Below are 24,204 nucleotides of genomic sequence, written 5' to 3'. Positions count from 1 at the left end.
ACCCGTAAATTTCACGGGTAAATTCGGCTAAATTTAATCAGCGCACACCGCGTTTGGCTGGATTCTCGTCTCGCCAGAGTATGATGAAATCATCAGCGCCTCGCCATTAGCATACTGGCACACGCGACCTGCTTGTGTCGAGCTTTTAAGCGATTTGCCCTCTTTGTATGTGATTGTCACGGCGTCGATTACCTTGGTATCGCTTACCATCGATCCTGCTCCTGCTCCTAGCACGCCACCTATCGCGCCACCAGCCACAGCACCGCCTGTTTCGTGGCGGCCGCCCATTTTATGACCTAGCACAGCTCCGCCCACAGCGCCTACTACGCCACCTGCGGCTTGGGCTAGGCGTTTGTTTTCGGTATTATCGACCCTGACCTTGGCTGGGACGATTGAGAGAATTTGGATAGTTTTGGCGTTTTGTTCTTGGTTTAATCCATGCTCGTCATAGACATCAGGTCCCAAAGTTTCCGATTTGTTAGAGCAACCACTAAGCGCAATCATCACAACTACGCTAAGGCTAAGTAGAGATTTTTTCATTAAAACTCCTTTAAAATGAGATAAAATGCGAGGATTATACACTTCCGTGGTAAATTTATTTTAATCATATATTAAATTTGGCTAAATTTTGCTATTACAAATTTAAGCCTAAATCGTTATAATTCTTGCAAAATTTAAAAAAAGGAAATTTATGAGAAAATTTCTAGTTTTGGCTGGTCTTTTGGTGCTTTTAGCGGGGTGTGGAGAGGAGAAAAAAAGAGAAAAACAGCGCTTAGCTAACACGAAAAAAAATGATTCCATAGAGCTAGAAATTTCGCGCGAATTTGACAAAATCGCCGCCGCAAACTCCGCAACACCGACAAAACCTATAAATTCTACCACGCTAGCCATGCCTGATACGCCAGCTGTTTTTGATGCGAGCAAAGATGGCTTGGGTGAAATTGCAAGCGCGCCAAAGACGCTAGAAGCGCCAAATTTCGCGCAAGAAAAAAGCGCGCCGAGTGTTTCAAATGAGCCAAATACAAAAAATCTCGCGCCAAGTGAGCCTGAGACGGCAGAGGCACCAGCCACTTCCACGCAAACGATAATTTTATCGGCTCCAAATCAAAATAAAAGCGAACAAGAAAACGCCGATAAATGCCAAAACGCCGAAACTATCGCGCTAATCAAGGCCAGCAAAAAAGATTTACCATACAAAAACGGCGTTGTAATTTATAACGACATAACTTGCCAAAACAATCTTTTAACGCACTACTATGAATTCGACCTTCCACCAGAATCAATGGCAAAAATAGGCGAAATCGAAGATAAGTTGCGCTCGAATTTGGTATTAAAAAGCGGCGAGCTTTTGGAGCTTTACTGCAAAGCCGAGGAGCTAGCCGAATACAGAGATAACGAAATCGCCATGGAGTGGCGTTATATCTTGCCTAAAATCGACAATAACCTAGCTTCTATCGTAATTTCGCCAAGCGATTGCAAGTAAAATTTAAAAGAAATTTAGCCAAATTTTAAAATTTGGCTAAATTTTGGATTATCTGTTTAGAAGTTTTTTCGCTTCGTTTGCGACATTTAGATCGCTAAAACCGAAAAGTTTGAATAGCTCGCCAGCTGGTGCGCTCTCGCCAAAGCTCTTCATGCCTAAAATTTCATCAGCGAATTTATACCATTCTAGCGCGCTTGCAGCCTCGACGGCTAGGACTTTGCCTTTGAAAATTCTAACCTTGTATTCTTCACTTTGTTCGCACAAAAGCTCGAAACAAGGCGCACTAACGACATTTGCTCTGATATTTTCGCTTTGTAAAAGCGCGGCAGCTTTTAGGCAGATTCCTACTTCACTACCGCTAGCTACTAGCGTGATATCGGCGTTTTCGCACTCTTTGATTAAATACGCGCCGTTTTTTGCCTCGCCAAATACAGCCTTTGGCAAAGCCTCTAAGCCTTGGCGTGAGCAAACAAAGGCAGCAGGGGCGTTTGTGGCCAGTGCTGCGCGCCAGCACTCTACATTTTCGTTGCCGTCAGCCGGACGGAAGGTGTAAAAATTCGGCATTGCGCGGAAGGTTGAGAGTTGCTCGATTGGCTCGTGAGTCGGACCGTCCTCGCCTACACCGATACTATCGTGAGTGAAAACAAAATAGTGTCTTAGGCTCATAAGTGCCGCCATTCTCGCGCTATTTTTGAGATAGTCGCTAAAAATAAAAAATGTCGCAGAAAATGGGATAAACAGCCCGTATCTGGCAATAGCGTTGTTTATCGCAGCCATTGAGTGTTCGCGGATCCCGAAGTGGAAATTTTTGCCATACGGGAAGTCACCAAAGCCCTTTAATTCGGTCTTGTTAGAGGCTGCTAGGTCTGCGCTTCCGCCTATGAAGCTAGGAAGCGCGGCAGCGATTGCGTTTAAAATTTTGCCATTGCTATCGCGCGTAGCGACCTTTTGACCGCTAAAATCAGGGAATTGTATAGCGTCAAAATTTGGATTTTGAAGTGAATTTAATAAATTTTTCTTCTCTGCGCTTAAATTTGCGATTTTTTCGTTCCATAGTTTCTCAGCCAAATCGCCCTTTTCTACGGCTGCGCGAGTGGCGAAAAGCACATCTTCGCTCACGCTAAAACTCTCATCAGGGTTAAAGCCCAGTGCCTCTTTGGCTCTTTTTATGAGATCCTCACCCAAAGGTGCGCCGTGAGTTTTGTGGCTACCTTCTAGCTCCAATGCACCCTTGCCGATAGCGGTATTTGCGATGATTAGGTATGGTTTGGTTTTGTTTTTGGCCTCGTCTAGGGCAAATTCGATTTGGTCGAAATTGTGTCCGTCTATGCGAGCCACCTCGAAGCCTTGGGCTTCGAAGCGAACCTTGATATCCTCGTCCCACGCAATCGAAGTTGAGCCATCTATCGTGATTTTGTTGCTATCGTAGATAATGACTAGATTATCTAGGCTGTGGCAACCTGCCAGCGCGCATGCTTCGTAGCTGATACCTTCCTCTAAATCGCCGTCCCCGCAAAGGCAATAAATTTTATGATCGATTACCTTTGTGTTTTCGTCATTTAGCAAATTTGCAGCGTATTTTGCCGCCATTGCAAAGCCCACAGCGTTTGCCACGCCTTGACCTAGCGGACCTGTGGCGATTTCTACGCCTGGGGTTGTGATTTCTGGGTGACCTGGGGTTTTGGAGTGAAGCTGACGGAAATTTTTCAAATCTTCCAGCGCGATATCATAGCCACTAAGATATAGATAGCTATATACCAAAGCACTTGCATGACCGCCGGAAAATACGAGGCGATCGCGGTTTAGCCAGTTTGGGTTTTTTGGATTATGCACTAGCTTTTCCATAAGCACGCTCATCACATCGCTTAGCCCCATAGGAGTGCCCGGGTGGCCAGAATTAGCCTTTTGGATCATATCCGCACTCAAAAATTTAATGGTGTTTGAAATTTTACTTCTCATTTTTATCCTTTCAGATATTTGTTTATCAAATTTGATACTAAATTTTGCAAATTTTCACTCTCATCGCTCATGCTTTCTTCGATTTGCGAAATGAGTGAGTTTTTATACTCTTTGGCGCGTTCGACGCCGAGTAAATTTGTAAAAGAATTTTTATCCGTGTCGTGCATAGTAGGCTTTCCTGCGGTTTGGGAGCTTTGCGTAGCGTCGATGATGTCATCTTGTATCTGAAAAGCTAGTCCCAAATTTAACCCGACGCCATAAAATTTCCTCGCCTTTTCATCGCCCAAACCCGCTATAACAGCGCCTAGTTCAAACGAAGCGGCTATTAGGGCGCCTGTTTTGTGAAGGTGCAAAAATTTTAAATCTGATATTTCTAAGTGTTTTTTCTCAAAATAACAATCAATCGCTTGACCTAAAACCATGCCCGCCGAACCAGCATTTTTGGCTAAAATTTCAACGCATTTTACCTTAATATCTGCGCTTAAATTTGACTTAGAAATCACCAAAAACGCGTCAGTATTTAACGCGTCGCCCACAAGTATCGCTGTAACCTCATCGTATTTTTTGTGTATGGTTTGATGAGCGCGTCTAAAATCAGCATTGTCCATAGCAGGTAAATCATCATGGATTAGTGAGTATGTATGCACCATTTCTAGGGCTTTTGCGACAGGCAGGGCGTCTGCAAATTTATTTTTATTTATAGCAGCGACCACGCCAAGAAGCAGTTGAGCGCGAAAATGCTTCCCACCAGCACCCAACATATAATTTAACGCCTCTTCGAAATATGGGTGAAAGCTAGGTGCATGAAGTGGGTTTTCGCGCAAATACTCTTTAAATTCCTTTAAAATTTCCATTTTTATTCCTAATTCGCGCCAAATCCGCCTAGTCCGCCAAGACCGCCTAGCATGGCAGTTGCGGCGTTTTTCTTTTCGTTTTCTATGAGTTTTACGGCGTCATTTATCGCTGAGATTAGCAAAATTTGCAAGCTATCTTTATCCTCCAAAAGGCTATCGTCAATCTCCACATCCAAAACCTCGCCAGCGCCGTTGATTTTGATAGCGACCATACCAGCACCGACTTTGACGCTAAATTCTTTTTTGGCGTTTTCTTCTTGGATCTGCTTTGCCTTTTCTTGCATTTGCTCGATCATTTCGCCCATTTTAGAAAAATCCATTCCCTCAAACATCTCTTACTCCACAATCTCATTTTTTTCATTTACATGCACGATTTTTGGTCTGAATTTTTTCGCCTCGTCTGGCTTCATTTGCGCATAACTTACGATGATTACCACATCACCCACACAAACTTTGCGCGCAGCCGCGCCATTTAGGCAAATCTCGCCCTTTTTCTCGCCCTCGATGATATATGTGCTAAATCGCTCGCCGTTGTTGATATTTAAAATTTCAACCTTTTGAAACTCTATCATACCGCTGGCTTTTAAAAGCTCCTTATCAATCGTAATCGAGCCGACATAATTTAAATTTGCGTCCGTTACACGGGCTCTGTGAATTTTGCTTTGAAGCATTGTTATTTTCATTTTTGCTCCTTTAAAATCTCTAAAACGACATCTTTATCGCTAAATGGATATTTTACGCCCTTGATTTCTTGGTAAGTCTCATCGCCCTTGCCCAAAATCACGACCACTTCGCCATTTTGCGCCAAATTTATCGCCTTTTTAATCGCCTCTTTGCGATCTGCGATTTTTGTGATTTTTTCTTTATCTCGCATGCCCTCTTCGATTTGGGCGATGATTTTTTGTGGATCTTCGCTTCGTGGATTATCGCTAGTGATGATTGCAAATTTAGCGAAATGCTCCACCATAGCCCCCATTAATGGGCGTTTTAGAGGATCTCTGTCGCCACCTGCGCCAAAAACCACGATTAGTTCGTTATCTTTGAGCGCATTTAGCACCTTTTCGATCCCATCTGGCGTGTGTGCAAAATCCACGATGACAAGGGGGTTTTTGGCTACTACTTGCACTCTACCCTCAACCCCTGCGAAATTTAATAGAGCTTTTGCTATATCTTTTTCGTTTTTATTAGTTAGCATTTTAACTGCGCCAAAGGCCGCTAGGGCGTTGTAAAGGTTAAATTCGCCGATTAATTCGCTAGAAATTTCAAACTCTCCATTTGGAGTTTTTATCATAGCGTCGATTGCGCCTTTTACGCTGTAAGCTAGCACGCTAAAAGTAGCTGGATTTTTCACGCCATAAGTTAGGGCATTTTTTAGGTTAAATTCGATATGGCCGTCGTCTTTGTTGATAAGCTTTGCGCTCTCATCGGCGAAAAACGAGCTTTTTACCGCGGCGTATTCGCCCATAGTTTTATGATAATCCAAATGGTCTTGGCTTAAATTTGTAAAAATTTTAAGCGCGAAATTTAGCCCCTCAATGCGGTTTTGCGCGATTGCGTGAGAGCTAACCTCCATGACGAAAAATTCGCACTTTTGCTTAGTCGCTTCTAGCAAATAACTCATCGTTTTAAAAACAGAACTTGTCGTAAGCCCCTTTTCATCGATCCTTTTATCATTTATGAAAGCCCCTCTGGTGCCACACAGCCCCACAGAATACCCCAAATCCAAAAGCATAGAATAAATCAGTGCTGCGGTCGTGGTCTTGCCATTGGTGCCGGTAATGCCTACGATTTTGATACCCTCATCAATCCCTAAAAGCGCCTTTGCTTCGCTAATAGAAATGATTTGTGCGCCGTTTTGCACAGCTTGTGCGCTAAATTTGGAATTTGCGCTAGTTTGCACAAAATAGCACCCGCTCTCGCACTCGCCCGAATTATCGGTGATAAAACTATTTTTAATCCCTATTTTCATTTTTTATCTTTTTTATAATCTCATCTAGGCGCAAATCCCCAGCGAAATGCTCCGAACTCGCCTCGATATAATTAATGCAAATTTCATCAAATCCATTTGCAAGCAAATTTTGCAAAAACTCAATCATCTCGTCTTTGTTCTCAACCGCGATTTTTGATGAAAAAATCACGCTCTCAAAGACATTTTTGAAGCTTCCGCTCTCCTTTACAGCGCGCATGAAATCTTTGTATAAAATCGCGTCTATCCCCTCTGCCTCATCTGAAAATTTCTTTGAAATTTCAGCATTTTTCTTAGCGATTTTTTCGTTAATTGAGTTTAAAATTCGAAACAAAACGCTAGGTTTTGGCTTAGGTTTTAGGGTGTAAAATTCATACAGCATCAAGGCCTCTTCTGGCTCGCTAAGCCCCAAATCGCAAAGCTCGATTAAAAACAAAAGCTCGTCGCTTGGTTTTTGCTCTTGCGCTAGGGCAAAAAATGTTTTAGCAAACTCAAATTTGCCAGATTTTAGGGCGTTTAGCCCTTTTGATTTATAGCTCAAAATTCTCGCCTTGTGGGATATTTACGACGCTAAGTTCTGGGTGGATATCCATACGAAGCTGTCTTTCTACGCCAAATTTCAGCGTCTGTCCGCTAGCAGCGCAACCATGACAATGTCCTGTTAGCGTAACATACACAACGCCGTTTTTAATGCCACGAAGCTCCATATCACCGCCGTCGTTTTGTAGCATTGGGCGGATAGTATCGAGGCTAGCCTTGACAGGATTTAAAAGCTCTTCATCGCTAAATGGTATCATTAAAATTCCTTTAAATTTGCTCTTTAATTGCTTTTTGGCGCGTCTTTTGCCATGATTTTATCGCCTAGGGTTTGTAGATTGCTTAGGCTTTTTAGGTGGAAAAACGCTAGCTCCAAATAGCCTTTGCGCGCAAATTCGGCTAGTTTTTTATCATCTAGGCCCAAAAGTTTCTCGCGGTTTAGTATCAAAAAGCCGTTTAATAGCGTAATCGTCTCGCCGTCTTTTTGGATATTTAGCTCTTTTGCCTCCAAAACGCCAGCCTCTTTTAGCTCTTTTGCAGCCTCGCTAGTAATGGCGTTTAGCTCCCAGTAGTTTTTCATTACGCTTTTCAAATTTTCCAAAAACTGCGTTGGTTTGCCGTCTTCAAACAGCGCCTCGCCCTCGCCTTTGATTTGTTTGGCGTCCTCATCGAAGCAAATCACCATGCGATCTTCGATTTTGGCTAGGAAAAATGGGTAGTTTTGGATAGCTGATGGCACCATGCCTTTGTAGCTTTTGTCGATTAAAAGGTTTTTTGAACGGCCTAGAAGTGCTACCATTTTTGGCTCAGGTTCGTTTGTAAAAACGATGACTAATTTATCAGAACACGCTGGAACCTCAGGCGCGATTACAGGCACAAACGGCTCGTTTGGAATCGCGTCTGCGTGGTATTTTAGGTCTGCGTGTTTTACGCTATCGAGTATAACTGGTCTCATGATTTGTCCTTAAATAAAAAATATCCCGCGATTATACTAAATTTAGGATTAGAATAAAATTTATTATGGCGCGAAATTTGCGAATTTAGCGTTTAAATTTTCAATTCATTACAAATTTAAATTTAAACGCTTTGATTTTATTATTGTAGGGATTTGGTCTATGTGATTTCAGGCAAAACAGCGAAATTTGCTTAAAATCCTAAATTTTCGTTGATCAAAATCACTTCGTATTCACAGCCATACGGCGGATAGTAAAATATGCTAAACCCCCTGCACATGCGCTCTTTGCTCTTGCAATCGTAGCATTTATCGCCATTAGCCACGCACGGGGTTTTTGATTTAAAGCGATTTGTATTTTTCACGGCAGCTATGTTTCTAGCCCTGCTCATCGCGCTATCAAAATCTGGCGCGATTTTGTTTTTGCCCACGATGAAATAGACCTTTTTGTGCCCGTAGCAAATCGCTGCTATGCGGTTACCGGTGCCGTCGATGTTGATGATTTCGCCGTCTTCTGAAATGCCATTGACAGACGAGATATAAACATCGGTCGTAAGGGCTTTTTTGCGCGTTTCATCGACGCTGAGATTTTTGTCAAGTAGCCAGTGCCAGTAGGTTTCGTTGTGCTCTCTGAGGCTCTCATACAGCCCCATTTCCTTTACGCTCATCGAACCGCCAAAGCCCACACTGACATCGTGGATATAGATATTTAGATACTCCACAGCCTTTTCTTTGCTCTCAAAAGCGCTGACCTTGTAGCCTAATTTTTCCAAATTTTTGGTTATTTTGTCGAAATTCATTTCTGCCCCTTGAAATAAAATTTGGTTATTTTATCAAAATTTGCAAAAATTTTAGCCGTTTTGGACGCGCTCTGATATATTTAGCTAAAAATTACAAATCAATCCAAAATTTCCACAATTCCATTTTTGCCATCTACGCGCACTTTTTGCCCGTTTTGCAAAATTTGCATTACGCTTTTTACAGCCATGACAGCTGGTATTTTCATCTCTCTTGCGCTAACTGCCCCATGCGATAAAACACCGCCACTTTCGGTAATCAGTGCTTTTGCGCTGTAAAAAAGTGGCGTCCAAGCCGGATTTGTCGTCCGCGCAACAAGGATAGAGTTTGGTATAAAATTTGCAAAATCATCGCTACTTCGCACCACGCAAACACTTCCTTCTGCCACACCCATGCTAGCAGGAAGCCCTTTTAGGATTTTGGCATTTGGGTTAAACTCGCTCTTTTCATCGGCCGATAAATCCCATTTCGGGGTCAAATTTTTGTTTTTCAAATACGCGGTTTTATTCGATTGAATCTCGCTTGCTAGACTTTCATACTCGCCAGATTTTACCGCGGTTTCTAGCGTTTGTAAATGCGCGAAAAATAGATCATACGGCTTGGCGATGATATGTTTTTGCGCCAATTTTTCGCCAAGGGCTTTTATGCCTTTTCTCATCATCGGAGTTAGTCTGGTGGTTTGGTAGTGTTCTTCATCATCAAGCATAGTGTAAATTTGGACTAAATTTGCAAATTCAAGGGTAAATTCTTGCAAATTTTTTGGCACTGCGTTTAAAATTTCACTAAGAGCTTTATTTGTTTTGGCTGAAATTTCGCTAGATTTGTTTTTGTGTTGCATGACAGGATTGTTTAAGATATTTTTTATATTATCCAAAACTATGTGTGGCGCCTCAGCCCATGTAGGAATATACGAGTCAAACTCGACCTCTCTGTGTCCGTGCAAATCTATAAATTTTTCAAATTTGGCTTTAAAATCGCTAAATTTATCGAGTAAATTTTCGCTTAAAATTTGCCTTGAATTTCGTGAAATAAAAATATCTTTTAGCTCACTATTTTGGGCGACATGCGAGGCTAAGCTTAAAATTTCATTATTTATCAGGCTGGTTTTGGTTTGCGCTGTGCATAGAGCATCAAACCACGAAGCAGCCCTGCTCTCATCGATCATTTGCAAAAATCGCATAAAAAATTTATAAATCATAAACTGCGTTATTGATATTGCGATATTTGGCTTGAAATACTCTGTGCCGATACAAACTAAGTTTTGAATAAATTCCCAAATTTCTTTTTCGCTTTTATTGTCTAAATTTTGGGCTTTTAAACCGCCTATTTGCAAGAGATAATTCGATAAGTTTATATTCCAAGAATTAGGCAAAGAAAAAGCGTAGCTAAATTTTTGTTTCAAACTAGGCAAAATTTGGGCTAATTGCTCTAAATTTTTTACATTTAAAGGTGGGGTTTGCATATACAAATTTACCGCGTTTTGGTTGCCATAAATGTAGTTGTCAAACATTGCAAACCATTTGCCGTTAAATGGTGGAAGCCCCATTAACTCAAACGAGTGTTTTAGCGAGATATGAAAGGCCAAATCCACATAATCCCAAGTCAGCGGAGTTATCACGCTTGGATAGCGTTCTGCGGCTTCATCTCTGGTGAAGTGTGGCACGATTGTCGTTATGGGGCGAGATTGCAAAAGATAGAGCTTATTATCCTTTATCGCCCACTCTATGTCTTGGACGAAGCCGTAATGCGCGCTTGTTTTTATATTTAACTGCGCGATTTGTTTTAGCTCATCTTCGCTAAGACAAGCCAAATTTGCTAAATTTGGTTGAATTTCGCTCTCATAAGTGCCATTTTCTCCCCATAAAATGGATTTTTGCTTGTTTGCGATAACGCTTGAAATCAAATTTAGAGAATTTTTGTCTATGTGGTATTCATCGACATCGTATTCCCCACACACCACAGACTCACCAAGTCCGTAGTTTGCGTTGATTAAAATTTCGTCAAAATTTCCATTGACTGGATTTATGGCAAAACTCACACCGGCTTTATCTGCAAAAATCATCTCCTGCACGACCACAGCCATATCGGCATTTTCTTGCGCAAAACCTTGTTTGTGGCGATAGGCTATGGCGCGAGGAAGCCAGAGCGAGATGAAACACTCTTTGATTTTTTGCGTAATTTCATCTATGCCTTTTTGGTTCAAAAATGTATCGTGCGCCCCTGCAAAAGCCGAATTTGCAAGATCTTCTAGCGTAGAAGATGAGCGAACGCTGTAAGATTTATTTGCGCCAAGTAGCGCTAAATTTTCTTTGATTTCATCTTTCAAATCATCTGGCAGAGGCAAATTTAATAGCTTTTTTCGTAAATTTTCGCTCTGTTTTTCTAAAATTTCTAAATTTTCATATTCGAAATTTAACTCTAAATTCGCATTTGCGATAAATTTCTTATACGCACTAGCTGTAACGATAAAACCCTGTGGCACAGCAAAACCAGCTTGACTCATTTTGGCTAAACTTGCACCTTTTCCGCCACAAAGCGCGATATTTACGGCTTTTGGGTCGTTAAATTTTAATATATTCATTTTTTTCCTTTACGCAATAAAAACAAATCGTAGCTAGCATAATACCTACAATGCAATCGATTAAATAATGATAGTGCAAATACACCGTAGAAACCCAAAGTAGCAGTGTCGGGATTAGCCAAATGCGAAATTGTTTTTTATCAAATTTGAAATTAAAAAGCAAAATAAAGCACGAAACACCACAATGCAGACTTGGGAAAACATCGGTTAGATTGCTGCCTTTGGCGTAGTTTTCGTTTAATAAATCAAAGAAAAAATATCCTTGTAAAGGGGAGTGAAATTTCGGAGCCAAAAACTCATACGGTCCGATTGCTGGGACAAAAATATAACCCAAAAACCCGGCAGCATAAAGGCTCATAAGGCCGATATAAAATTTTGCGGTTAAATCTTTTTTAAAAAGATAATAGATAAAAAAGAAAAGCAGTTGTGGCAGAAATAAAAGATAAAAAAATGCAAAAATTTCAGTTAAAGTTTCGCTATGAAATTTTTGCAAATACAAACCCACAAAATCCCCAAATAGCGCACAATCAACGCTGTATAAAAATGCGTCTTTTTTGCCACTAGGATTAATGATGGGCGAAATGTATCTAAGCAAGACAAAGATTAAATTCATTAAAAATACATAAAATCCAAAACGCAAAATTTGGCTTTTGCTAGAAATATTATAAACTATCGCACCTATGCAAACCGCGCAAAACACGCTAAATCCGTAGCCACCAAAAAACAAAAGCCTAATTAGCAAAATTCCGAAAAACGCAAGCCAGAGTATTTCATGCGGTAAGATATTTTTATAAATTTGTGCAAATTTCATTTTCTAATCTCAAAAAGTTTTTTCTTGCGTTTGGAAAAATTGCTAAGTTTAAAATAGCAAAAAGGTGTTTTTTAAAAGCGCCGTATAATCTAAACCCAAATAGCGAAAAAATCAAGGCAAAAATCACAACCAAAGCCCCAAATCCTCCACCAAAAACTACACCCAAAACAGCCAAAATAAAGTAAAAAACCGCCCCGATTCCATATCCTACAATAATTTTATATAGCGATATAGTGTGGATTTCCTCTGATTTTTTGCCCGCGAAAAACGCACAGATTATGGGGATAAAATTTAGCGCAAATGTCGGCAAAACCACAACCGAAGTTATAAATAAAGTCCAAAAAGCAAGGAGGATATTTTTTGGATAAATTGCAATTTTTTTGTAAAAAAGTAGATTTTTGCCTTTTATTTTTTCTTCGTAAATTTGCAAATTTTGCACCAAATTTGTAAAATTTCGCTTTTGTAATTTTAATAAAATTTCGCCGTAATTTTTGCTCTCATCAAACAGCGTGGCTAAAATAGCGATTTTATGCGCATTTTGCATATCTTTTTCGCTTTTGTAGCTGGTTAAAATTTTTTCAAAATTTTGGGTTAAGTTTGTTTGAATTTCATCTGAATTTATGGAATTTACGATAATTTCCTCGCCCGAATTTACAAAAACCTTTCCGCCCATACAGGTCGGATCATCGTAAAATATCGCAAACGGCGTGATTGCAAGGGATTTTTTATTTTGTTTTACAAAGGTAGCACTAAGCGTAGAAATTCCCTTTTCGAAAGGCAAATGCGATAATCCAAGCGAACTTGTGCCTTCTGGAAATATGCAAAGCGGAGTGTGATTTAGGGTGTTTAGCATATTTTTAAAGGCTCGTATATTTTTTTGTTTGTATGTTTTTGGTTCGTCTTTTTCGCGAAAAATCGCAATTCCTGGAAATAAAATTTTTAAAAAGAAATTCCTTTGAAGGGACTTTGCAAGAGTAAAAACTGCATTTTTAAAAATGTATGAATAAACCCAGCCATCAACCGCCCCGTTTCTGTGTGAAAGGGCGAAAATTTTGGCGCACTTGGCGCGATTTGTGGCAAATTTGTCAAATTTGGTAATTTTTCGAAAATATGAATTTACTATAATCCAAACTAAAATTTTAGAAATCACTTCTGCTCTTTGAAAATAAAATAAGCAGGTATTTTACAATAAATTTTATAAAATTTCTACGCTTAATAAGTAAATTTAAAGCTAAATTTGGATAAATTTACCATTTTTTGCAACTAACTGCGTGAAGAAGTGTTTTCAAAATCACCGCTATTTTGAAAACAGTTGGTTTGATACTTTCGCCTGAAATTCGTTAAACCTAAGTGCAAGTTGCATTAAGCGGAATAAAATTTTAGGAGTCTAGGATGAAAGTTCGTCCTTCTGTTAAGAAGATGTGCGACAAATGTAAAGTCGTCAAACGCAAAGGTGTTGTCCATGTAATTTGTGACAATCCAAAACATAAACAAAGACAAGGATAAGTTATGGCTCGTATCGCAGGTGTTGATTTACCAAAGAAAAAAAGAATTGAGTATGGTCTAACTTATATCTATGGTATAGGTCTTTTCACTTCAAGAAAAATTCTTGATGCCACTGGCATTTCTTACGACAAAAGAGTTGCTGATCTAAGCGAAGATGAGGCTGCTACAATCCGCAAAGAGATCCAAGAAAACTATATGGTTGAGGGTGATCTTAGAAAAGAAGTTGCGATGAATATCAAAGCTTTGATGGATTTGGGTGGTTATAGAGGTTTAAGACACAGAAAAGGTCTTCCTGTTCGCGGTCAAAAAACAAAGACAAATGCTAGAACCCGCAAGGGCAAACGCAAAACTGTCGGCGCGGCAACTAAATAAGGATTGAGAAATGGCAAAAAGAAAAGTTGTTAAGAAAAAAACCGTTAGAAAAAATATAGCAAAAGGTATCGTTTATATCTCTGCTACATTTAATAACACAATGATTACAGTTACAGACGAAATGGGAAATGCTATCGCATGGAGCAGTGCTGGCGGACTAGGATTTAAAGGCAGCAAAAAATCAACTCCATACGCAGCTCAACAAGCAGTAGAAGATGCGCTTGGCAAAGCAAAAGAGCATGGCATTAAAGAAGTTGGTATCAAAGTTCAAGGTCCAGGTAGCGGTAGAGAAACTGCTGTAAAGAGCGTGGGTGCTATTGAGGGTATTAAAGTTACATTTTTAAAAGACATTACTCCTTTGGCTCACAATGGTTGCAGACCACCAAAACGCCGCCGCGTATAATAAATTTAGGAGAATATAATGGCTAGATATACAGGACCAGTTGAAAAATTAGAAAGAAGACTAGGCGTTGATTTATTTATGAAAGGCGAAAGAAGACTAGCTGGAAAAAGCGCTCTTCTAAAAAGACCTTATGCGCCAGGCCAACACGGACAAAGACGCGCTAAACTTAGCGAATACGGCTCACAACTAAGAGAAAAACAAAAAGCTAAATTTATGTATGGCGTAAGCGAGAAACAATTCCGCAAACTATTCGCAGAAGCTGCTCGTCGCGATGGAAACACAGGTGCGATTTTAATCCAACTATTAGAGCAAAGACTTGATAATGTAGTTTATAGAATGGGCTTTGCTACAACTCGCCGTTTTGCAAGACAACTTGTAACTCACGGACATATTTTAGTCGATGGAAAAAGACTAGATATCCCATCATACAATGTAAAAGCTGGACAAAAAATCGAAGTTATCGAAAAAAGCAAAAACAATCCTCAAATTTCAAGAGCTATTGATTTGACAGCTCAAACAGGTATCGTTGCTTGGGTCGATGTAGAGAAAGAGAAAAGATACGGAATTTTCTCACGCGTTCCAGAAAGAGATGAAATAGTTATTCCTGTCGAGGAAAGATTTATCGTAGAGCTTTACTCTAAATAGTAGGTGAAACATGAGAAAAATTACAACATCAGCTCATATGCCAACTGAATTAAAGGTTGAAAATGTCAGCGAAAATGTTGCTAAAATCGTAGCATATCCTTTTGAGACAGGATACGGCGTCACTCTGGCTCACCCTTTAAGAAGATTGCTATATACTAGCACTGTCGGATTCGCTCCGACTGCTGTCAAAATCGAGGGTGTAACCCACGAATTTGATAGTATGAGAGGTATGCTCGAAGATGTTGCTGCATTTATCATAAATTTGAAAAGCCTAAGATTTAAAATCAAAGGCGATTCAAAAAGAGAGGTTGTAGAATACAGCTTCAAAGGACCAAAAGAGATTTGCGGAAGCGATCTTGCCAACGATTTGGTCGATGTAGTAAATCCTAGCGCATATTTGGCTACTATTAACGAAGATGCCGATTTGAAATTTACTCTAATCGTAGAAAAGGGCATTGGTTATGTTCCAAGCGAAGAGATAAGAGACACTCTTGATAGCGATTATATCGCGCTTGACGCTTTCTTTACGCCTGTTACAAAAGCAGTGTATGATATCGAAAATGTCCTAGTCGAGGATAACCCAGACTTCGAAAGAGTAGTATTTACGATCACAACTGACGGACAAGTAAGCGCAATCGACGCATTTAAAAATGCGTTAGAGGCTATGTATCAACAACTAAGCGTTTTCAAAGGCATAGTAAATATCAATATTTCTGATACTTTGGGAAAACAAATCCCTACAAATTCAGAATTTGCTAAATTATTTGAAAGCATTAATAGTTTGAATTTAAGCGCAAGAAGCTTTAACTGCTTAGAAAAAGCCGATATTAAATTTGTCGGTGAAATCGCTATTATGAGCGAATCAGAGCTAAAAGACCTTAAAAATTTAGGTAAAAAATCTCTTGAAGAGATTAAAGGCATTATGGAAGAAATCGGTTATCCATTGAGTAATGATAAACCAGAATTTTTAAGCAAAAAAGATAGCCTTAAACAAAAGCTTGAAGAGCTTAAAGCACAATCAAAAAATTAAGGATAATAAATGAGACACAATCACGGATATAGAAAGCTAGGTCGCACTTCGTCTCATCGTGCTGCACTGCTAAAAAATTTAACTATCGCACTAGTAAATAGCGGCAAAATCGAGACAACGCTTCCTAAGGCAAAAGAGCTTAGAAGTTATGCTGAAAAACTAATCACAAGAGCTAGAAAAGGCGATAGCGAAGCTCATAGATTTGTTTTTGCTGCATTACAAGACAAAGGCGCAACAAACAAACTAGTTACCGAAATCGCTCCAAAATACGAGGGCGTAAATGGTGGCTACACTCGCATCATCAAAACTCGCGTTCGCCGTGGCGACGCAGCTGAGATGGCATACATCGAGCTAATTAGCAAATAATCAAAATTCGGGAGAAATCCCGAATTTTAAATTTTAAAATTTTTCAAATTTCCCTTTAAATTTCAACCTTTAAATTTAGATTTTAATCCCAAATTTACGCAAAATATTGTAATATTTCGACTTTTAAAAGCCTCAAAAATAAAAAAAGGAAAAAGTTGCAAATCCAAAATGATTTTTTAAAAAAACTAATTGATTTAAGGCACAAAATCGCCTTTGGCCTTATCCTTATCATCGCCTGTGCGCTAATGGCGTATTCAAAGAGCTTTATGACAATCGCCTTTGGAATTTGCATTTTTATCTTTGCGATAAATTTGCTAAACCAAGCCCTAAGCGGTCTAAGCATAATTGAAAATTTCTTACACAGCGTAACTTCTAGCAAATTTAAAAGCTTCCTTTTTGGGTTTATCACGACCTTTGTCATGCAATCAAGTGGCCTAGTTAGCGTGCTTGCGATATCGTTTTTAAGCGCGGGGCTAATCGGGCTTAGCGCTGGGCTAGCTATCATTTGCGGGGCAAATTTAGGCACGGTTTCTGGCGGTTGGCTCTTTGCGCTGGGGCTAAAAACGCAAATCGCATACTACGCAATGCCTCTGATAATCCTAGGCTCGCTGTTTTTATTCACCAAAAACCAAAATTCCAAAAGTTTTGGCTATTTTTTATTTAGCTTAGGGCTTTTATTTTTAGGAATCCACTATATGAAGGGCGGATTTGAGGAGATCAAAGAGACGGTCGATCTAGCAAAATACGCTATGAGCGGGTTTGGCGGGCTTTTGATTTACACATTTGTGGGTATTGTCATTACGATACTGACTCAGAGCTCGCACGCCACGCTCGCCCTTGTCATCGCAGCTCTTGGCGCGTCGCAAATAAGCTACGAAAACGCAATCGCAATCGCCATTGGCTCAAATATCGGAAGCACAATCGTGGCAGTCATCGGCTCGCTTTCAGCAAATTTCGACGGGAAAAGGCTAATGCTTGGCCATGTGATTTTCAATGTCGCCACAGCTGTTTTGGTGATCGCACTGATAAAATACTTTGTGCTTGCCACAGACTGGGTGAGTGCGTATGTGGGGATAAAAAGCGATGATTACGCGCTCAAACTCGCTGTTTTTCACACGATTTTTAATACTTTTGGGTGCATGATTTTTTATCCACTGATTTCAAAACTCGAAATTTTACTAAACAAAATCATCACCGGCAAGGTCAAACGCGCCAAAATCATCAAGGCAAAATTTCTCGATGAAAACGCGCAAAAGGTGCCAAATACCGCATTTATCCTGCTTATCAAAGAAATGGGCAGGTTGTATTCTAACACCGTCTCAATCGTGGCAAAATCAATCAGCATTAGCAAAAATGACCTTAGCTCAGAGCTTGGCTCGGCTGAGATTATCGCCAAACGCTCGAAGCCAAAGGAGATAAATTTCGATGAGCTTTACGAAAACCGCTTCAAAGAGCTTTACTCGCAAATCACAGACTATCTCATCGGCGCTAGCGCAAACGCCAAAGACAGCGATTTGACGCGCTTTATGAATATCCGCAGGGCAAGCCTGCTTTTAGCCGAAACGCTAAAAGATGTCAAACTAATCCAGCCAAATATCTTTAAATTTATGAGCTCATCGAACGAACATATCCGCGCCGAATACGACAAACTGCGCGCAAAAATCGTAAAAATGCTACGCATTATGGAGAGTTTGCGCGATTTCGAAATCGATAGCAAAGAGGGTATGAAGGAGCTTAGGGCGCTTTTTGAAGAATACCGCAAAAGCGCGCTTGCGCCCGATAAACTTCTAGCCGAAAAGCTCATTTCAAACAAAATGGCGACCTCGCTGATGAACGATATGGAGATCGTCAATGAAATCACTTCAAGGCTTTTAAAAATCGTGGAAATTACATTTAATTACGGCAAAGAAAACGATGATTTTGAAATCATACGCGATAATCTGCGCCCAAAAGAGGCGTGAAATTTCGCTTTTATAAAATTTTACTTTTGCATGAAATTTTACTTTTGCGCGAATTTGCTCTTTTAAATTCGCACCAAATTTAGCCCCTTTTGATAAAGGGGCATTTGGATTAATCCGCCAAATTTATCGTATCGATAATCTCTCTGGCATGGATTGCGTAGTCGTTGGCAAGGGCTTTTTGGAAAATTTCGGCTAGTTGCTCATACGAGCCATCACCTCCGCCGAAAAACTCGCTATCACCGAAATTTCTCTCGTTTGTAGAGATTGTTTTATTATAAATCGGCTTGCCGTTTTTTAGAATTTTAAGCTTCAAATCGTAGCTTATAAATGGCTTTGCTGTCACATCAAAGCCGTCTGCGCTATAAAAGCCAAATTTAAAATCGCTGATTTGCGGGACGATTAAAAGCGCACTAGGGCTTATGAGCTTTTCATCGCTTATCGTATTTGTTCGCACCAAATACGAGCCGATAAATCGCTTTGTCTCGCCTCCGACAAACTCGCCAAGGCTAAGGGTTAGATCCTTTTTTTTGCCAAGGCTAGTTGAAGAGATGAAAGTTTGCTCACTCATAATCTCAGCCGGGATATAAATTTGGGCTTCCTGCATGGCGTTTGCGACTAGGATATTTTCATCATACGGGGCGACATCTGCGCCGTTTTTGAACTCGGCCTTGTGCGCACAACCAGCAAAAAGTGCGCAAACAAGGGCAAAAGAAAAAAGCTTTTTCACGAAAATTCCTTTATTTTATCACTTTTACGACATCGTCAAATGCACGGCGTAGTTTTTTAGGCTGTGGATTTACGCGGTATCCAAACGGAAGCACGAGTGCCACACGGCGGTCGTTTGGCTCGTATCCTAGCACTCTTGTAAGTTCAAGTCTATCATCAATCCCCTCGATTGCGCAGCTATCAATCCCACGGCTTGCAGCCTCGTTCATCATAGTCATCGCTGCGAACATACACTGAGCGTGCGACCAGCCAAATAGCAATTCATCGTCATTTTTGAAATTTGCATTTAAAAATTCATCGTAGAATTTTACCCTTGCCTCGCGCTCTTCTGCGCTTTTGTCCTCACGGCGAGAAATCATTTTGGCGATGTATTCACTGCCGTTTTTGAGCTCAGAAATTTTCGCCATGATTACGACAAGGCGCGCTGAGGTGGTGATTTGAGGCTGTTTCCAGCAAAGATTGCAGATTTTTTGCTTCATTTCATCATTTTGTATAACCAAAAAATCCCATTGTTCAAGCCCAGTCGAGCTTGGAGCTAAAATTCCCGCTTCTAGGATTGCTCTGAAATCCTCGTCTGATATTTTTTTGTTTTCGTCAAAAATTTTGCATGCGTGGCGAAAATTTAAAATTTCTGTATGTGTCATACTCTCTCCTTATTTTAGTTTAATTATGTAGCCATTGGCGAAATTCTCAAAGCTAGCGTTTGATTCGCCGCTGATTTCGAGGGTGTAAAAGCCCTCATCTCTGGTGATATTAATGTCATAAAACCCGCCCACATTTACCATAAATCCAGCCTGACTAAGCTTCATTTCGTCCCTAAAAAGCTCGATTTTTGCAAATTTGCTTTTGTTTGTGTCGAGGGATTTGATCTCATCTTTTGTGATGATTTCAAGATTATGATTTTTGATAACGAACTGCAATTTATCATCAAATTTAATCGTCTCTAACGGCAAATCAAGGCGTGGCGTAAAATATGGCTTAGGCATAGAAATACCGCCGTTTTGCTCCAAATTTGGGTCGTTTGAAGTGACAGAAACATCTAAAATTTTAGAAAGCGCAGGTTTAGCTCGTGCGCTTAGCATAAAATCATCTCGCCAATCCACAGAGCGATTTATGTCGATGATTTTTTCCTGTGTTGCGCCGTTTTCGTCGCTGTAACGCACCACGATTTGCTCGATTACCTTGGCGTTTGAGGGGAGTGAAAACAGCTGCGAGGTGAAGTCATCTGGCGGGATTATGGGCTTTATGACTTGAAATTTAGGCGCACTTAAATTTTGCTCTGCGCTTGAATTTTTGTCTTTGTTTGTGGAATTGGCGTCTAAATTCGCGCTAGAATTTGTATCAGCCAGCAGTAAAACTGCGCATAAAAAGGGTAGTAAAATTTTCATTTAACCAAATCCGGATCTAGCAATCTGCGCTCCAAATATGTCTTTTGAAGCTCGGCATTTTCGCTTTTTAGCCTCTCGATATCCGAAAACAAAAACGCCTTTTGCTTTTGCAAATCTCGCAAAACCTCCAACGAGCGCTTGCCAAAAAGCACATCGTATAAGAAAAATCCAGCATAAGCGATAGCCACTAGCCCGCAAAGCGCAATGGCGATCTTTTTAAATGGCGATTCGATTTTTCTGAAATTTCTAGGTTTGCTAAATTTTGGCGAATTTTGAGAATTTGGGCTTTGCGAGGCGCTCGTTTTCGCGCCCGAATTTTGGCTAGAATTTGGCGTAAAATTTGCGCCCGAATTTGGCTTTTGCGCCGAATTTGCGCCAAATTCTTGCTCGTAGAAATCTCGGGCTAAATTTTCACTTTTGCCCTCTTGCTCATCGTAAAATTTAGCCCCGATTTGGCTTAAAATTTCGCTATCATCGCCAAATTGTGCGCGCTGGGCGTAAGAGCCAAGCTCGCGCGCACCACTACCCTTTTTTTTAAAAAGCATTATAGTTTATTGCCCAAAAATTCGTCGCTTTCGCACTCGATTTCAAGCAAGCGGTTGTATTTTGCGTTGCGCTCGCTTCTTGAAGTTGCACCCGTTTTGATTTCGCCTGTATTTAGCGCAACCGCAAAATCAGCGATAAATGCGTCCTCGCTCTCGCCGCTTCTGTGGCTCATAATGCAGCGATAGCCGTTGCGTTGCGCTAGGCGGACGGTTTGCATGGTTTGGCTAACAGAGCCAATTTGATTTGGTTTAATCAAAATCGCGTTTGCTACGCCTTTTTTGATACCTTCTAGCAAAATTTTCTCGTTTGTTACAAACAAATCATCGCCTACGAGTTGCACTTTTTTGCCAAGGCGCTCGGTTAGCTTTTTCCAGCCGTCCCAGTCGTCTTCGCTTAGACCATCTTCGATAGAGAAAATTGGGTATTTTTCGCACAAATTCGCGTAGTATTCGATTAGCTCTTCGCTTGTGAATTCTCTGCCTTCTAATTTGTATTTTCCGTCCTCGTAAAGCTCGCTAGAAGCGACATCTAGGGCGATTTTAATCTGCTCGCCTGGTTTATATCCAGCCTTTTCAATCGCGCTCATAATGATTTTAATCGGCTCTTCGTTGTCTTTTAAATTTGGCGCGAAACCGCCCTCATCGCCCACAGCTGTGCTATGACCTGCGTCGTTTAGAATTTTCTTTAAAGTTTGATAAATCTCGGCTGCTGCGCGCAAAGCGTCGCTGAAATTATCGAAACCAAACGGCATAATCATAAATTCTTGGAAATCCACGCTGTTGTTTGCGTGTGCGCCACCATTGATAATATTAAACATCGGCACTGGCAAAATACTAGCGTTCGCCCCACCCAAATAGCGATATAGTGGCATATTTAGGCTTTTTGCAGCCGCTCTTGCAACCGCCATGGATACGCCTAAAACAGCATTTGCGCCTAAATTTGAGTAGTTTTCGGTGCCGTCAAGCTCCAACATAGTATCATCGATAAATTTTTGATTATACGCATCGGCTCCCACGATTGCCTCAGCGATTGTTTCATTTACATTAGCGACCGCTTTTAGCACGCCTTTTCCGCCAAATCTCGCGTCTTTATCGCGCAACTCCAAAGCCTCTCTTTTGCCAGTGCTTGCCCCACTTGGCACTACTGCGCTCGCTACCGTGCCGTCGCTTAGCTCGACTGTAGCTTTGACCGTCGGATTACCTCTGCTATCTAAAACCTCGATTGCATACACATTTTCTACGAATACCATTATTCTTCTCCTTTATCATCATCGCTAGAATCGCTTAAATTCACGCCTTCGCTTCCCATTTGTTCTTTTATTTTGCCTAGAATTTCATCAGCCACGCTTGGGTTATTTTCTAGGTAAATTTTGGCATTTTCTCTGCCTTGACCAAGCTTCGTATCGCCATAGCTAAACCACGCGCCACTTTTATCGACAATGTCGAGTTTGACGCCATAATCGATTAACTCGCCGACTTTGGAAACGCCCTTACCAAACATAATGTCAAATTCTGCCACTTTAAACGGTGGAGCGACCTTGTTTTTGACCACTTTTACCTTCGCGCGGTTGCCGATTGGCTCTTCGTTTTGTTTAAGAGTGGCAATTTTGCGAATATCAATACGCACTGATGAGTAAAATTTCAGCGCATTTCCGCCTGTGGTGGTCTCTGGCGAGCCGTATCCTGTCATACCGATTTTCATACGAATTTGGTTGATGAAAATCACCGTTGTTCCCATTTTATGCACGACACCTGTGAGTTTGCGAAGTGCTTGGCTCATAAGGCGGGCTTGAAGTCCTACATGCTGATCGCCCATATCGCCGTCGATTTCGCTCTTTGGCGTAAGCGCTGCGACGCTATCTACAATTATCAAATCAATCGCGCCACTTTTGGCTAGGGTTTCGACGATATCAAGGGCCTGCTCGCCAAAGTCTGGTTGGCTCACATACAAATTGTCTGTATCTACGCCCAAATTTGCGGCGTATTTGACATCTAGCGCGTGCTCGGCATCGACAAAAGCGCAAATTCCGCCAGCCTTTTGGCACTCGGCGATGATATGAAGTGTCAAAGTAGTTTTACCAGAGCTTTCTGGTCCGTAAATTTCGATAATTCTGCCCTTTGGCACGCCACCGATTCCAAGGGCGATATCAAGGCCGACTGAGCCTGTGGAGATTGCGTCGATCGCCTCGACTTGCTTATCGCCAAGGCGAACCAAAGTGCCTTTGCCAAACGCTTTGTCAATCGATTTTAGCGCGGCGTCAAGGGTTTTTTTCTTTCCTTCGTCCATAGTATTCCTTAAAAAAAATTTACCGCTGATTTTAGCAAAATAACTTTAATAATAGGTTGTGTTATATGGCGAAATTTAACCCTTTTTTGTTATGATTGCACAAAATCAAATTTAAGGTAAGATTATGAAAAACATTAGCGTTGCTCACTCGCCCGATGCGGACGATATTTTTATGTATATGGCGATAAAATTTGGCTGGGTTGGTTCTTCGTGGCTGAGATTTTCTAACCACGCAGACGATATTCAAACGCTAAATTTAGCATCTTTGGCTGGGACTTACGATGTTTGTGCTATCTCTTTTGCGCTGTATCCAAAAATTTACGCTGATTACGCTCTACTTCGCACGGCTGTGAGCTTTGGCGAAGGCTATGGCCCAAAACTGATAAAGAAAAAAGGCGTGAAGCTAAAACCAAATTTCAAAGTCGCCCTAAGTGGCGAACACACGACAAATGCGATGATTTTTCGCATTGCTTACCCTAATGCTAGGATTGTTTATAAAAATTTCTTAGAGATCGAAAACGCCGTGCTTAGCGGCGAAGTCGATGCTGGGGTGCTGATACACGAAAGCATTTTGGATTTTTCTAGTGATTTGTGCGTGGAGCGCGAAATTTGGGATATTTGGAGTGAGTTAAACGGCGAAAATTTACCGCTTCCACTTGGTGGTATGGCACTTCGCCGCTCACTGCCACTCACAGACGCGATAGAGTGCGAAAGGGTGCTGACTGATGCCGTGCGGGTCGCTCACGCAAATAAATCTTTGCTATCAAAAATGCTAATTGAGCGAAATTTGGTGCGGGTTGATGATAAAAAATTAGAAAAGTATCTAGGGCTGTATGCAAATGAAAATTCGATTTCAATGAACGAAACGCAATTAAAAGCGGTGCAAAAGCTTTTTGATTTGGGCTTTTCGCATGGCTTTTATAGCGAACAAATTTGCGTAAGGGATATGCTGATACCAAGCGAGTATAAGGAAATTAGGAATTTGTAGAATTTTAAAATTTCGCAAAAATACTGCCCTGAAATTTTAAATTCGT

28 protein-coding genes are annotated in these 24,204 nt (G+C 40.8%); 9 read left to right on the top strand and 19 right to left on the bottom strand.

Annotation, left to right across the window (positions count from 1 at the left end):
- Positions 1 to 33: 33 nt before the first annotated feature.
- Positions 34 to 540: a glycine zipper 2TM domain-containing protein gene (locus OFO00_RS02660; protein WP_270864774.1), complete on the bottom strand. Its 507-nt coding sequence runs from the start codon at positions 538 to 540 to the stop codon at positions 34 to 36.
- Positions 541 to 691: 151 nt separating this feature from the next.
- Here OFO00_RS02660 and OFO00_RS02655 point away from each other — a divergent pair, with 151 nt between their 5' ends.
- Positions 692 to 1,483: a hypothetical protein gene (locus OFO00_RS02655; protein WP_270864773.1), complete on the top strand. Its 792-nt coding sequence runs from the start codon at positions 692 to 694 to the stop codon at positions 1,481 to 1,483.
- Between the two features lie 48 nt (positions 1,484 to 1,531).
- Here OFO00_RS02655 and tkt read toward each other — a convergent pair whose 3' ends face one another.
- The 12 genes from tkt to OFO00_RS02595 all read right to left on the bottom strand — a co-directional run bounded on the left by tkt (position 1,532) and on the right by OFO00_RS02595 (position 13,091).
- Entirely contained in the window at positions 1,532 to 3,442 is a 1,911-nt protein-coding gene (tkt, locus tag OFO00_RS02650) for a transketolase (RefSeq protein ID WP_270864772.1), read from the bottom strand.
- A gap of 2 nt (positions 3,443 to 3,444) precedes the next feature.
- Positions 3,445 to 4,296 (bottom strand): polyprenyl synthetase family protein, encoded by an 852-nt coding sequence (locus OFO00_RS02645; protein WP_270864771.1) that lies wholly within the window; start codon positions 4,294 to 4,296, stop codon positions 3,445 to 3,447.
- 8 nt (positions 4,297 to 4,304) lie between these two features.
- On the bottom strand, positions 4,305 to 4,628 hold the full coding sequence (locus OFO00_RS02640) for a YbaB/EbfC family nucleoid-associated protein (protein WP_270858475.1): 324 nt from the start codon (positions 4,626 to 4,628) through the stop codon (positions 4,305 to 4,307).
- A gap of 3 nt (positions 4,629 to 4,631) precedes the next feature.
- Positions 4,632 to 4,979, bottom strand: coding sequence for an aspartate 1-decarboxylase (gene panD / locus OFO00_RS02635; protein ID WP_270864770.1), 348 nt, complete (start codon positions 4,977 to 4,979; stop codon positions 4,632 to 4,634).
- The gene (locus tag OFO00_RS02630; RefSeq protein ID WP_270864769.1) at positions 4,976 to 6,265 is read right to left on the bottom strand and encodes a UDP-N-acetylmuramoyl-L-alanyl-D-glutamate--2,6-diaminopimelate ligase; all 1,290 of its coding nucleotides are present in this window, start codon (positions 6,263 to 6,265) and stop codon (positions 4,976 to 4,978) included. The genes panD and OFO00_RS02630 overlap by 4 nt, the downstream gene beginning before the upstream one ends.
- Positions 6,249 to 6,803 carry a histidine kinase gene (locus OFO00_RS02625; RefSeq protein ID WP_270858478.1) on the bottom strand — a complete coding sequence of 185 codons (555 nt, stop codon included), beginning with the start codon at positions 6,801 to 6,803 and terminating at the stop codon, positions 6,249 to 6,251. Before OFO00_RS02625 ends, OFO00_RS02630 begins: the two co-directional genes overlap by 17 nt.
- Positions 6,793 to 7,059 carry a NifU family protein gene (locus OFO00_RS02620; protein ID WP_270858479.1) on the bottom strand — a complete coding sequence of 89 codons (267 nt, stop codon included), beginning with the start codon at positions 7,057 to 7,059 and terminating at the stop codon, positions 6,793 to 6,795. The genes OFO00_RS02625 and OFO00_RS02620 overlap by 11 nt, the downstream gene beginning before the upstream one ends.
- A gap of 23 nt (positions 7,060 to 7,082) precedes the next feature.
- Positions 7,083 to 7,754: a SapC family protein gene (locus OFO00_RS02615; protein ID WP_270858480.1), complete on the bottom strand. Its 672-nt coding sequence runs from the start codon at positions 7,752 to 7,754 to the stop codon at positions 7,083 to 7,085.
- A 191-nt stretch (positions 7,755 to 7,945) separates the two neighbouring features.
- On the bottom strand, positions 7,946 to 8,551 hold the full coding sequence (locus OFO00_RS02610) for a lactate utilization protein (protein ID WP_270862949.1): 606 nt from the start codon (positions 8,549 to 8,551) through the stop codon (positions 7,946 to 7,948).
- Positions 8,552 to 8,649: 98 nt separating this feature from the next.
- Positions 8,650 to 11,130 (bottom strand): PEP/pyruvate-binding domain-containing protein, encoded by a 2,481-nt coding sequence (locus OFO00_RS02605; RefSeq protein ID WP_270864768.1) that lies wholly within the window; start codon positions 11,128 to 11,130, stop codon positions 8,650 to 8,652.
- Positions 11,111 to 11,941: a phosphatase PAP2 family protein gene (locus OFO00_RS02600; protein ID WP_270864767.1), complete on the bottom strand. Its 831-nt coding sequence runs from the start codon at positions 11,939 to 11,941 to the stop codon at positions 11,111 to 11,113. Before OFO00_RS02600 ends, OFO00_RS02605 begins: the two co-directional genes overlap by 20 nt.
- Entirely contained in the window at positions 11,919 to 13,091 is a 1,173-nt protein-coding gene (locus tag OFO00_RS02595; RefSeq protein WP_270864766.1) for a 1-acyl-sn-glycerol-3-phosphate acyltransferase, read from the bottom strand. Before OFO00_RS02595 ends, OFO00_RS02600 begins: the two co-directional genes overlap by 23 nt.
- Positions 13,092 to 13,333: 242 nt before the next feature.
- Between OFO00_RS02595 and rpmJ the strand changes: the two genes are divergently transcribed.
- The 7 genes from rpmJ to OFO00_RS02560 all read left to right on the top strand — a co-directional run bounded on the left by rpmJ (position 13,334) and on the right by OFO00_RS02560 (position 18,224).
- Positions 13,334 to 13,447: a 50S ribosomal protein L36 gene (rpmJ, locus tag OFO00_RS02590; RefSeq protein WP_270858514.1), complete on the top strand. Its 114-nt coding sequence runs from the start codon at positions 13,334 to 13,336 to the stop codon at positions 13,445 to 13,447.
- A gap of 3 nt (positions 13,448 to 13,450) precedes the next feature.
- Positions 13,451 to 13,819, top strand: coding sequence for a 30S ribosomal protein S13 (gene rpsM, locus OFO00_RS02585; RefSeq protein WP_270858513.1), 369 nt, complete (start codon positions 13,451 to 13,453; stop codon positions 13,817 to 13,819).
- A gap of 10 nt (positions 13,820 to 13,829) precedes the next feature.
- Complete coding sequence (gene rpsK / locus OFO00_RS02580) at positions 13,830 to 14,222, top strand: 30S ribosomal protein S11 (protein ID WP_270864765.1); 393 nt, start codon at positions 13,830 to 13,832, stop codon at positions 14,220 to 14,222.
- Positions 14,223 to 14,240: 18 nt separating this feature from the next.
- The gene (rpsD, locus tag OFO00_RS02575; protein WP_270864764.1) at positions 14,241 to 14,867 is read left to right on the top strand and encodes a 30S ribosomal protein S4; all 627 of its coding nucleotides are present in this window, start codon (positions 14,241 to 14,243) and stop codon (positions 14,865 to 14,867) included.
- Between the two features lie 10 nt (positions 14,868 to 14,877).
- Positions 14,878 to 15,897: a DNA-directed RNA polymerase subunit alpha gene (locus OFO00_RS02570; RefSeq protein WP_270864763.1), complete on the top strand. Its 1,020-nt coding sequence runs from the start codon at positions 14,878 to 14,880 to the stop codon at positions 15,895 to 15,897.
- A gap of 9 nt (positions 15,898 to 15,906) precedes the next feature.
- Positions 15,907 to 16,263: a 50S ribosomal protein L17 gene (rplQ, locus tag OFO00_RS02565; RefSeq protein WP_270858509.1), complete on the top strand. Its 357-nt coding sequence runs from the start codon at positions 15,907 to 15,909 to the stop codon at positions 16,261 to 16,263.
- A gap of 155 nt (positions 16,264 to 16,418) precedes the next feature.
- A complete protein-coding gene (locus OFO00_RS02560) occupies positions 16,419 to 18,224 on the top strand; it encodes a Na/Pi cotransporter family protein (protein WP_270864762.1) in 1,806 nt (601 codons plus the stop codon).
- A gap of 109 nt (positions 18,225 to 18,333) precedes the next feature.
- Here the strand turns inward: OFO00_RS02560 and OFO00_RS02555 are convergent, their stop codons facing one another.
- Genes OFO00_RS02555 through recA form a run of 6 tightly spaced genes read right to left on the bottom strand, consistent with a single transcriptional unit; the run spans position 18,334 to position 23,170 of the window.
- Positions 18,334 to 18,951: a hypothetical protein gene (locus OFO00_RS02555; protein WP_270864761.1), complete on the bottom strand. Its 618-nt coding sequence runs from the start codon at positions 18,949 to 18,951 to the stop codon at positions 18,334 to 18,336.
- Between the two features lie 10 nt (positions 18,952 to 18,961).
- Complete coding sequence (locus tag OFO00_RS02550; RefSeq protein ID WP_270864760.1) at positions 18,962 to 19,594, bottom strand: NAD(P)H-dependent oxidoreductase; 633 nt, start codon at positions 19,592 to 19,594, stop codon at positions 18,962 to 18,964.
- 9 nt (positions 19,595 to 19,603) lie between these two features.
- Positions 19,604 to 20,338 carry a hypothetical protein gene (locus OFO00_RS02545; RefSeq protein WP_270864759.1) on the bottom strand — a complete coding sequence of 245 codons (735 nt, stop codon included), beginning with the start codon at positions 20,336 to 20,338 and terminating at the stop codon, positions 19,604 to 19,606.
- A complete protein-coding gene (locus OFO00_RS02540; protein WP_270864758.1) occupies positions 20,335 to 20,883 on the bottom strand; it encodes an FtsB family cell division protein in 549 nt (182 codons plus the stop codon). Before OFO00_RS02540 ends, OFO00_RS02545 begins: the two co-directional genes overlap by 4 nt.
- The gene (eno, locus tag OFO00_RS02535) at positions 20,883 to 22,133 is read right to left on the bottom strand and encodes a phosphopyruvate hydratase (protein WP_270864757.1); all 1,251 of its coding nucleotides are present in this window, start codon (positions 22,131 to 22,133) and stop codon (positions 20,883 to 20,885) included. Before eno ends, OFO00_RS02540 begins: the two co-directional genes overlap by 1 nt.
- On the bottom strand, positions 22,133 to 23,170 hold the full coding sequence (recA, locus tag OFO00_RS02530) for a recombinase RecA (protein ID WP_270858502.1): 1,038 nt from the start codon (positions 23,168 to 23,170) through the stop codon (positions 22,133 to 22,135). Before recA ends, eno begins: the two co-directional genes overlap by 1 nt.
- 124 nt (positions 23,171 to 23,294) lie before the next feature.
- Here recA and OFO00_RS02525 point away from each other — a divergent pair, with 124 nt between their 5' ends.
- Positions 23,295 to 24,158 (top strand): menaquinone biosynthesis family protein, encoded by an 864-nt coding sequence (locus OFO00_RS02525; RefSeq protein ID WP_270864756.1) that lies wholly within the window; start codon positions 23,295 to 23,297, stop codon positions 24,156 to 24,158.
- The last annotated feature ends 46 nt before the right edge of the window (positions 24,159 to 24,204 follow it).

Origin of the sequence: Campylobacter sp. VBCF_04 NA7, assembly GCF_027737405.1 — a bacterium.
Taxonomy (GTDB): Bacteria; Campylobacterota; Campylobacteria; order Campylobacterales; family Campylobacteraceae; genus Campylobacter_B.
The sequence above is the reverse complement of the archived record's forward strand: the minus strand, read 5'-3'. Positions and strand labels throughout refer to the sequence as shown.

Excerpts from the sequence above, each read along its gene's own strand:
- eno (WP_270864757.1), bottom strand. The coding sequence starts at position 22,133 with ATGGTATTCGTAGAAAATGTGTATGCAATCGAGGTTTTAGATAGCAGA.
- rpmJ (WP_270858514.1), top strand. The coding sequence starts at position 13,334 with ATGAAAGTTCGTCCTTCTGTTAAGAAGATGTGCGACAAATGTAAAGTC.
- OFO00_RS02540 (WP_270864758.1), bottom strand. The coding sequence starts at position 20,883 with ATGCTTTTTAAAAAAAAGGGTAGTGGTGCGCGCGAGCTTGGCTCTTAC.
- OFO00_RS02620 (WP_270858479.1), bottom strand. The coding sequence starts at position 7,059 with ATGATACCATTTAGCGATGAAGAGCTTTTAAATCCTGTCAAGGCTAGC.
- OFO00_RS02645 (WP_270864771.1), bottom strand. The coding sequence starts at position 4,296 with ATGGAAATTTTAAAGGAATTTAAAGAGTATTTGCGCGAAAACCCACTT.
- OFO00_RS02615 (WP_270858480.1), bottom strand. The coding sequence starts at position 7,754 with ATGAGACCAGTTATACTCGATAGCGTAAAACACGCAGACCTAAAATAC.
- OFO00_RS02570 (WP_270864763.1), top strand. The coding sequence starts at position 14,878 with ATGAGAAAAATTACAACATCAGCTCATATGCCAACTGAATTAAAGGTT.
- rplQ (WP_270858509.1), top strand. The coding sequence starts at position 15,907 with ATGAGACACAATCACGGATATAGAAAGCTAGGTCGCACTTCGTCTCAT.
- OFO00_RS02630 (WP_270864769.1), bottom strand. The coding sequence starts at position 6,265 with ATGAAAATAGGGATTAAAAATAGTTTTATCACCGATAATTCGGGCGAG.
- panD (WP_270864770.1), bottom strand. The coding sequence starts at position 4,979 with ATGAAAATAACAATGCTTCAAAGCAAAATTCACAGAGCCCGTGTAACG.
- rpsD (WP_270864764.1), top strand. The coding sequence starts at position 14,241 with ATGGCTAGATATACAGGACCAGTTGAAAAATTAGAAAGAAGACTAGGC.
- OFO00_RS02550 (WP_270864760.1), bottom strand. The coding sequence starts at position 19,594 with ATGACACATACAGAAATTTTAAATTTTCGCCACGCATGCAAAATTTTT.
- tkt (WP_270864772.1), bottom strand. The coding sequence starts at position 3,442 with ATGAGAAGTAAAATTTCAAACACCATTAAATTTTTGAGTGCGGATATG.
- OFO00_RS02640 (WP_270858475.1), bottom strand. The coding sequence starts at position 4,628 with ATGTTTGAGGGAATGGATTTTTCTAAAATGGGCGAAATGATCGAGCAA.
- OFO00_RS02545 (WP_270864759.1), bottom strand. The coding sequence starts at position 20,338 with ATGAAAATTTTACTACCCTTTTTATGCGCAGTTTTACTGCTGGCTGAT.
- OFO00_RS02525 (WP_270864756.1), top strand. The coding sequence starts at position 23,295 with ATGAAAAACATTAGCGTTGCTCACTCGCCCGATGCGGACGATATTTTT.
- rpsK (WP_270864765.1), top strand. The coding sequence starts at position 13,830 with ATGGCAAAAAGAAAAGTTGTTAAGAAAAAAACCGTTAGAAAAAATATA.
- OFO00_RS02605 (WP_270864768.1), bottom strand. The coding sequence starts at position 11,130 with ATGAATATATTAAAATTTAACGACCCAAAAGCCGTAAATATCGCGCTT.
- OFO00_RS02660 (WP_270864774.1), bottom strand. The coding sequence starts at position 540 with ATGAAAAAATCTCTACTTAGCCTTAGCGTAGTTGTGATGATTGCGCTT.
- rpsM (WP_270858513.1), top strand. The coding sequence starts at position 13,451 with ATGGCTCGTATCGCAGGTGTTGATTTACCAAAGAAAAAAAGAATTGAG.
- OFO00_RS02655 (WP_270864773.1), top strand. The coding sequence starts at position 692 with ATGAGAAAATTTCTAGTTTTGGCTGGTCTTTTGGTGCTTTTAGCGGGG.
- OFO00_RS02610 (WP_270862949.1), bottom strand. The coding sequence starts at position 8,551 with ATGAATTTCGACAAAATAACCAAAAATTTGGAAAAATTAGGCTACAAG.
- recA (WP_270858502.1), bottom strand. The coding sequence starts at position 23,170 with ATGGACGAAGGAAAGAAAAAAACCCTTGACGCCGCGCTAAAATCGATT.
- OFO00_RS02600 (WP_270864767.1), bottom strand. The coding sequence starts at position 11,941 with ATGAAATTTGCACAAATTTATAAAAATATCTTACCGCATGAAATACTC.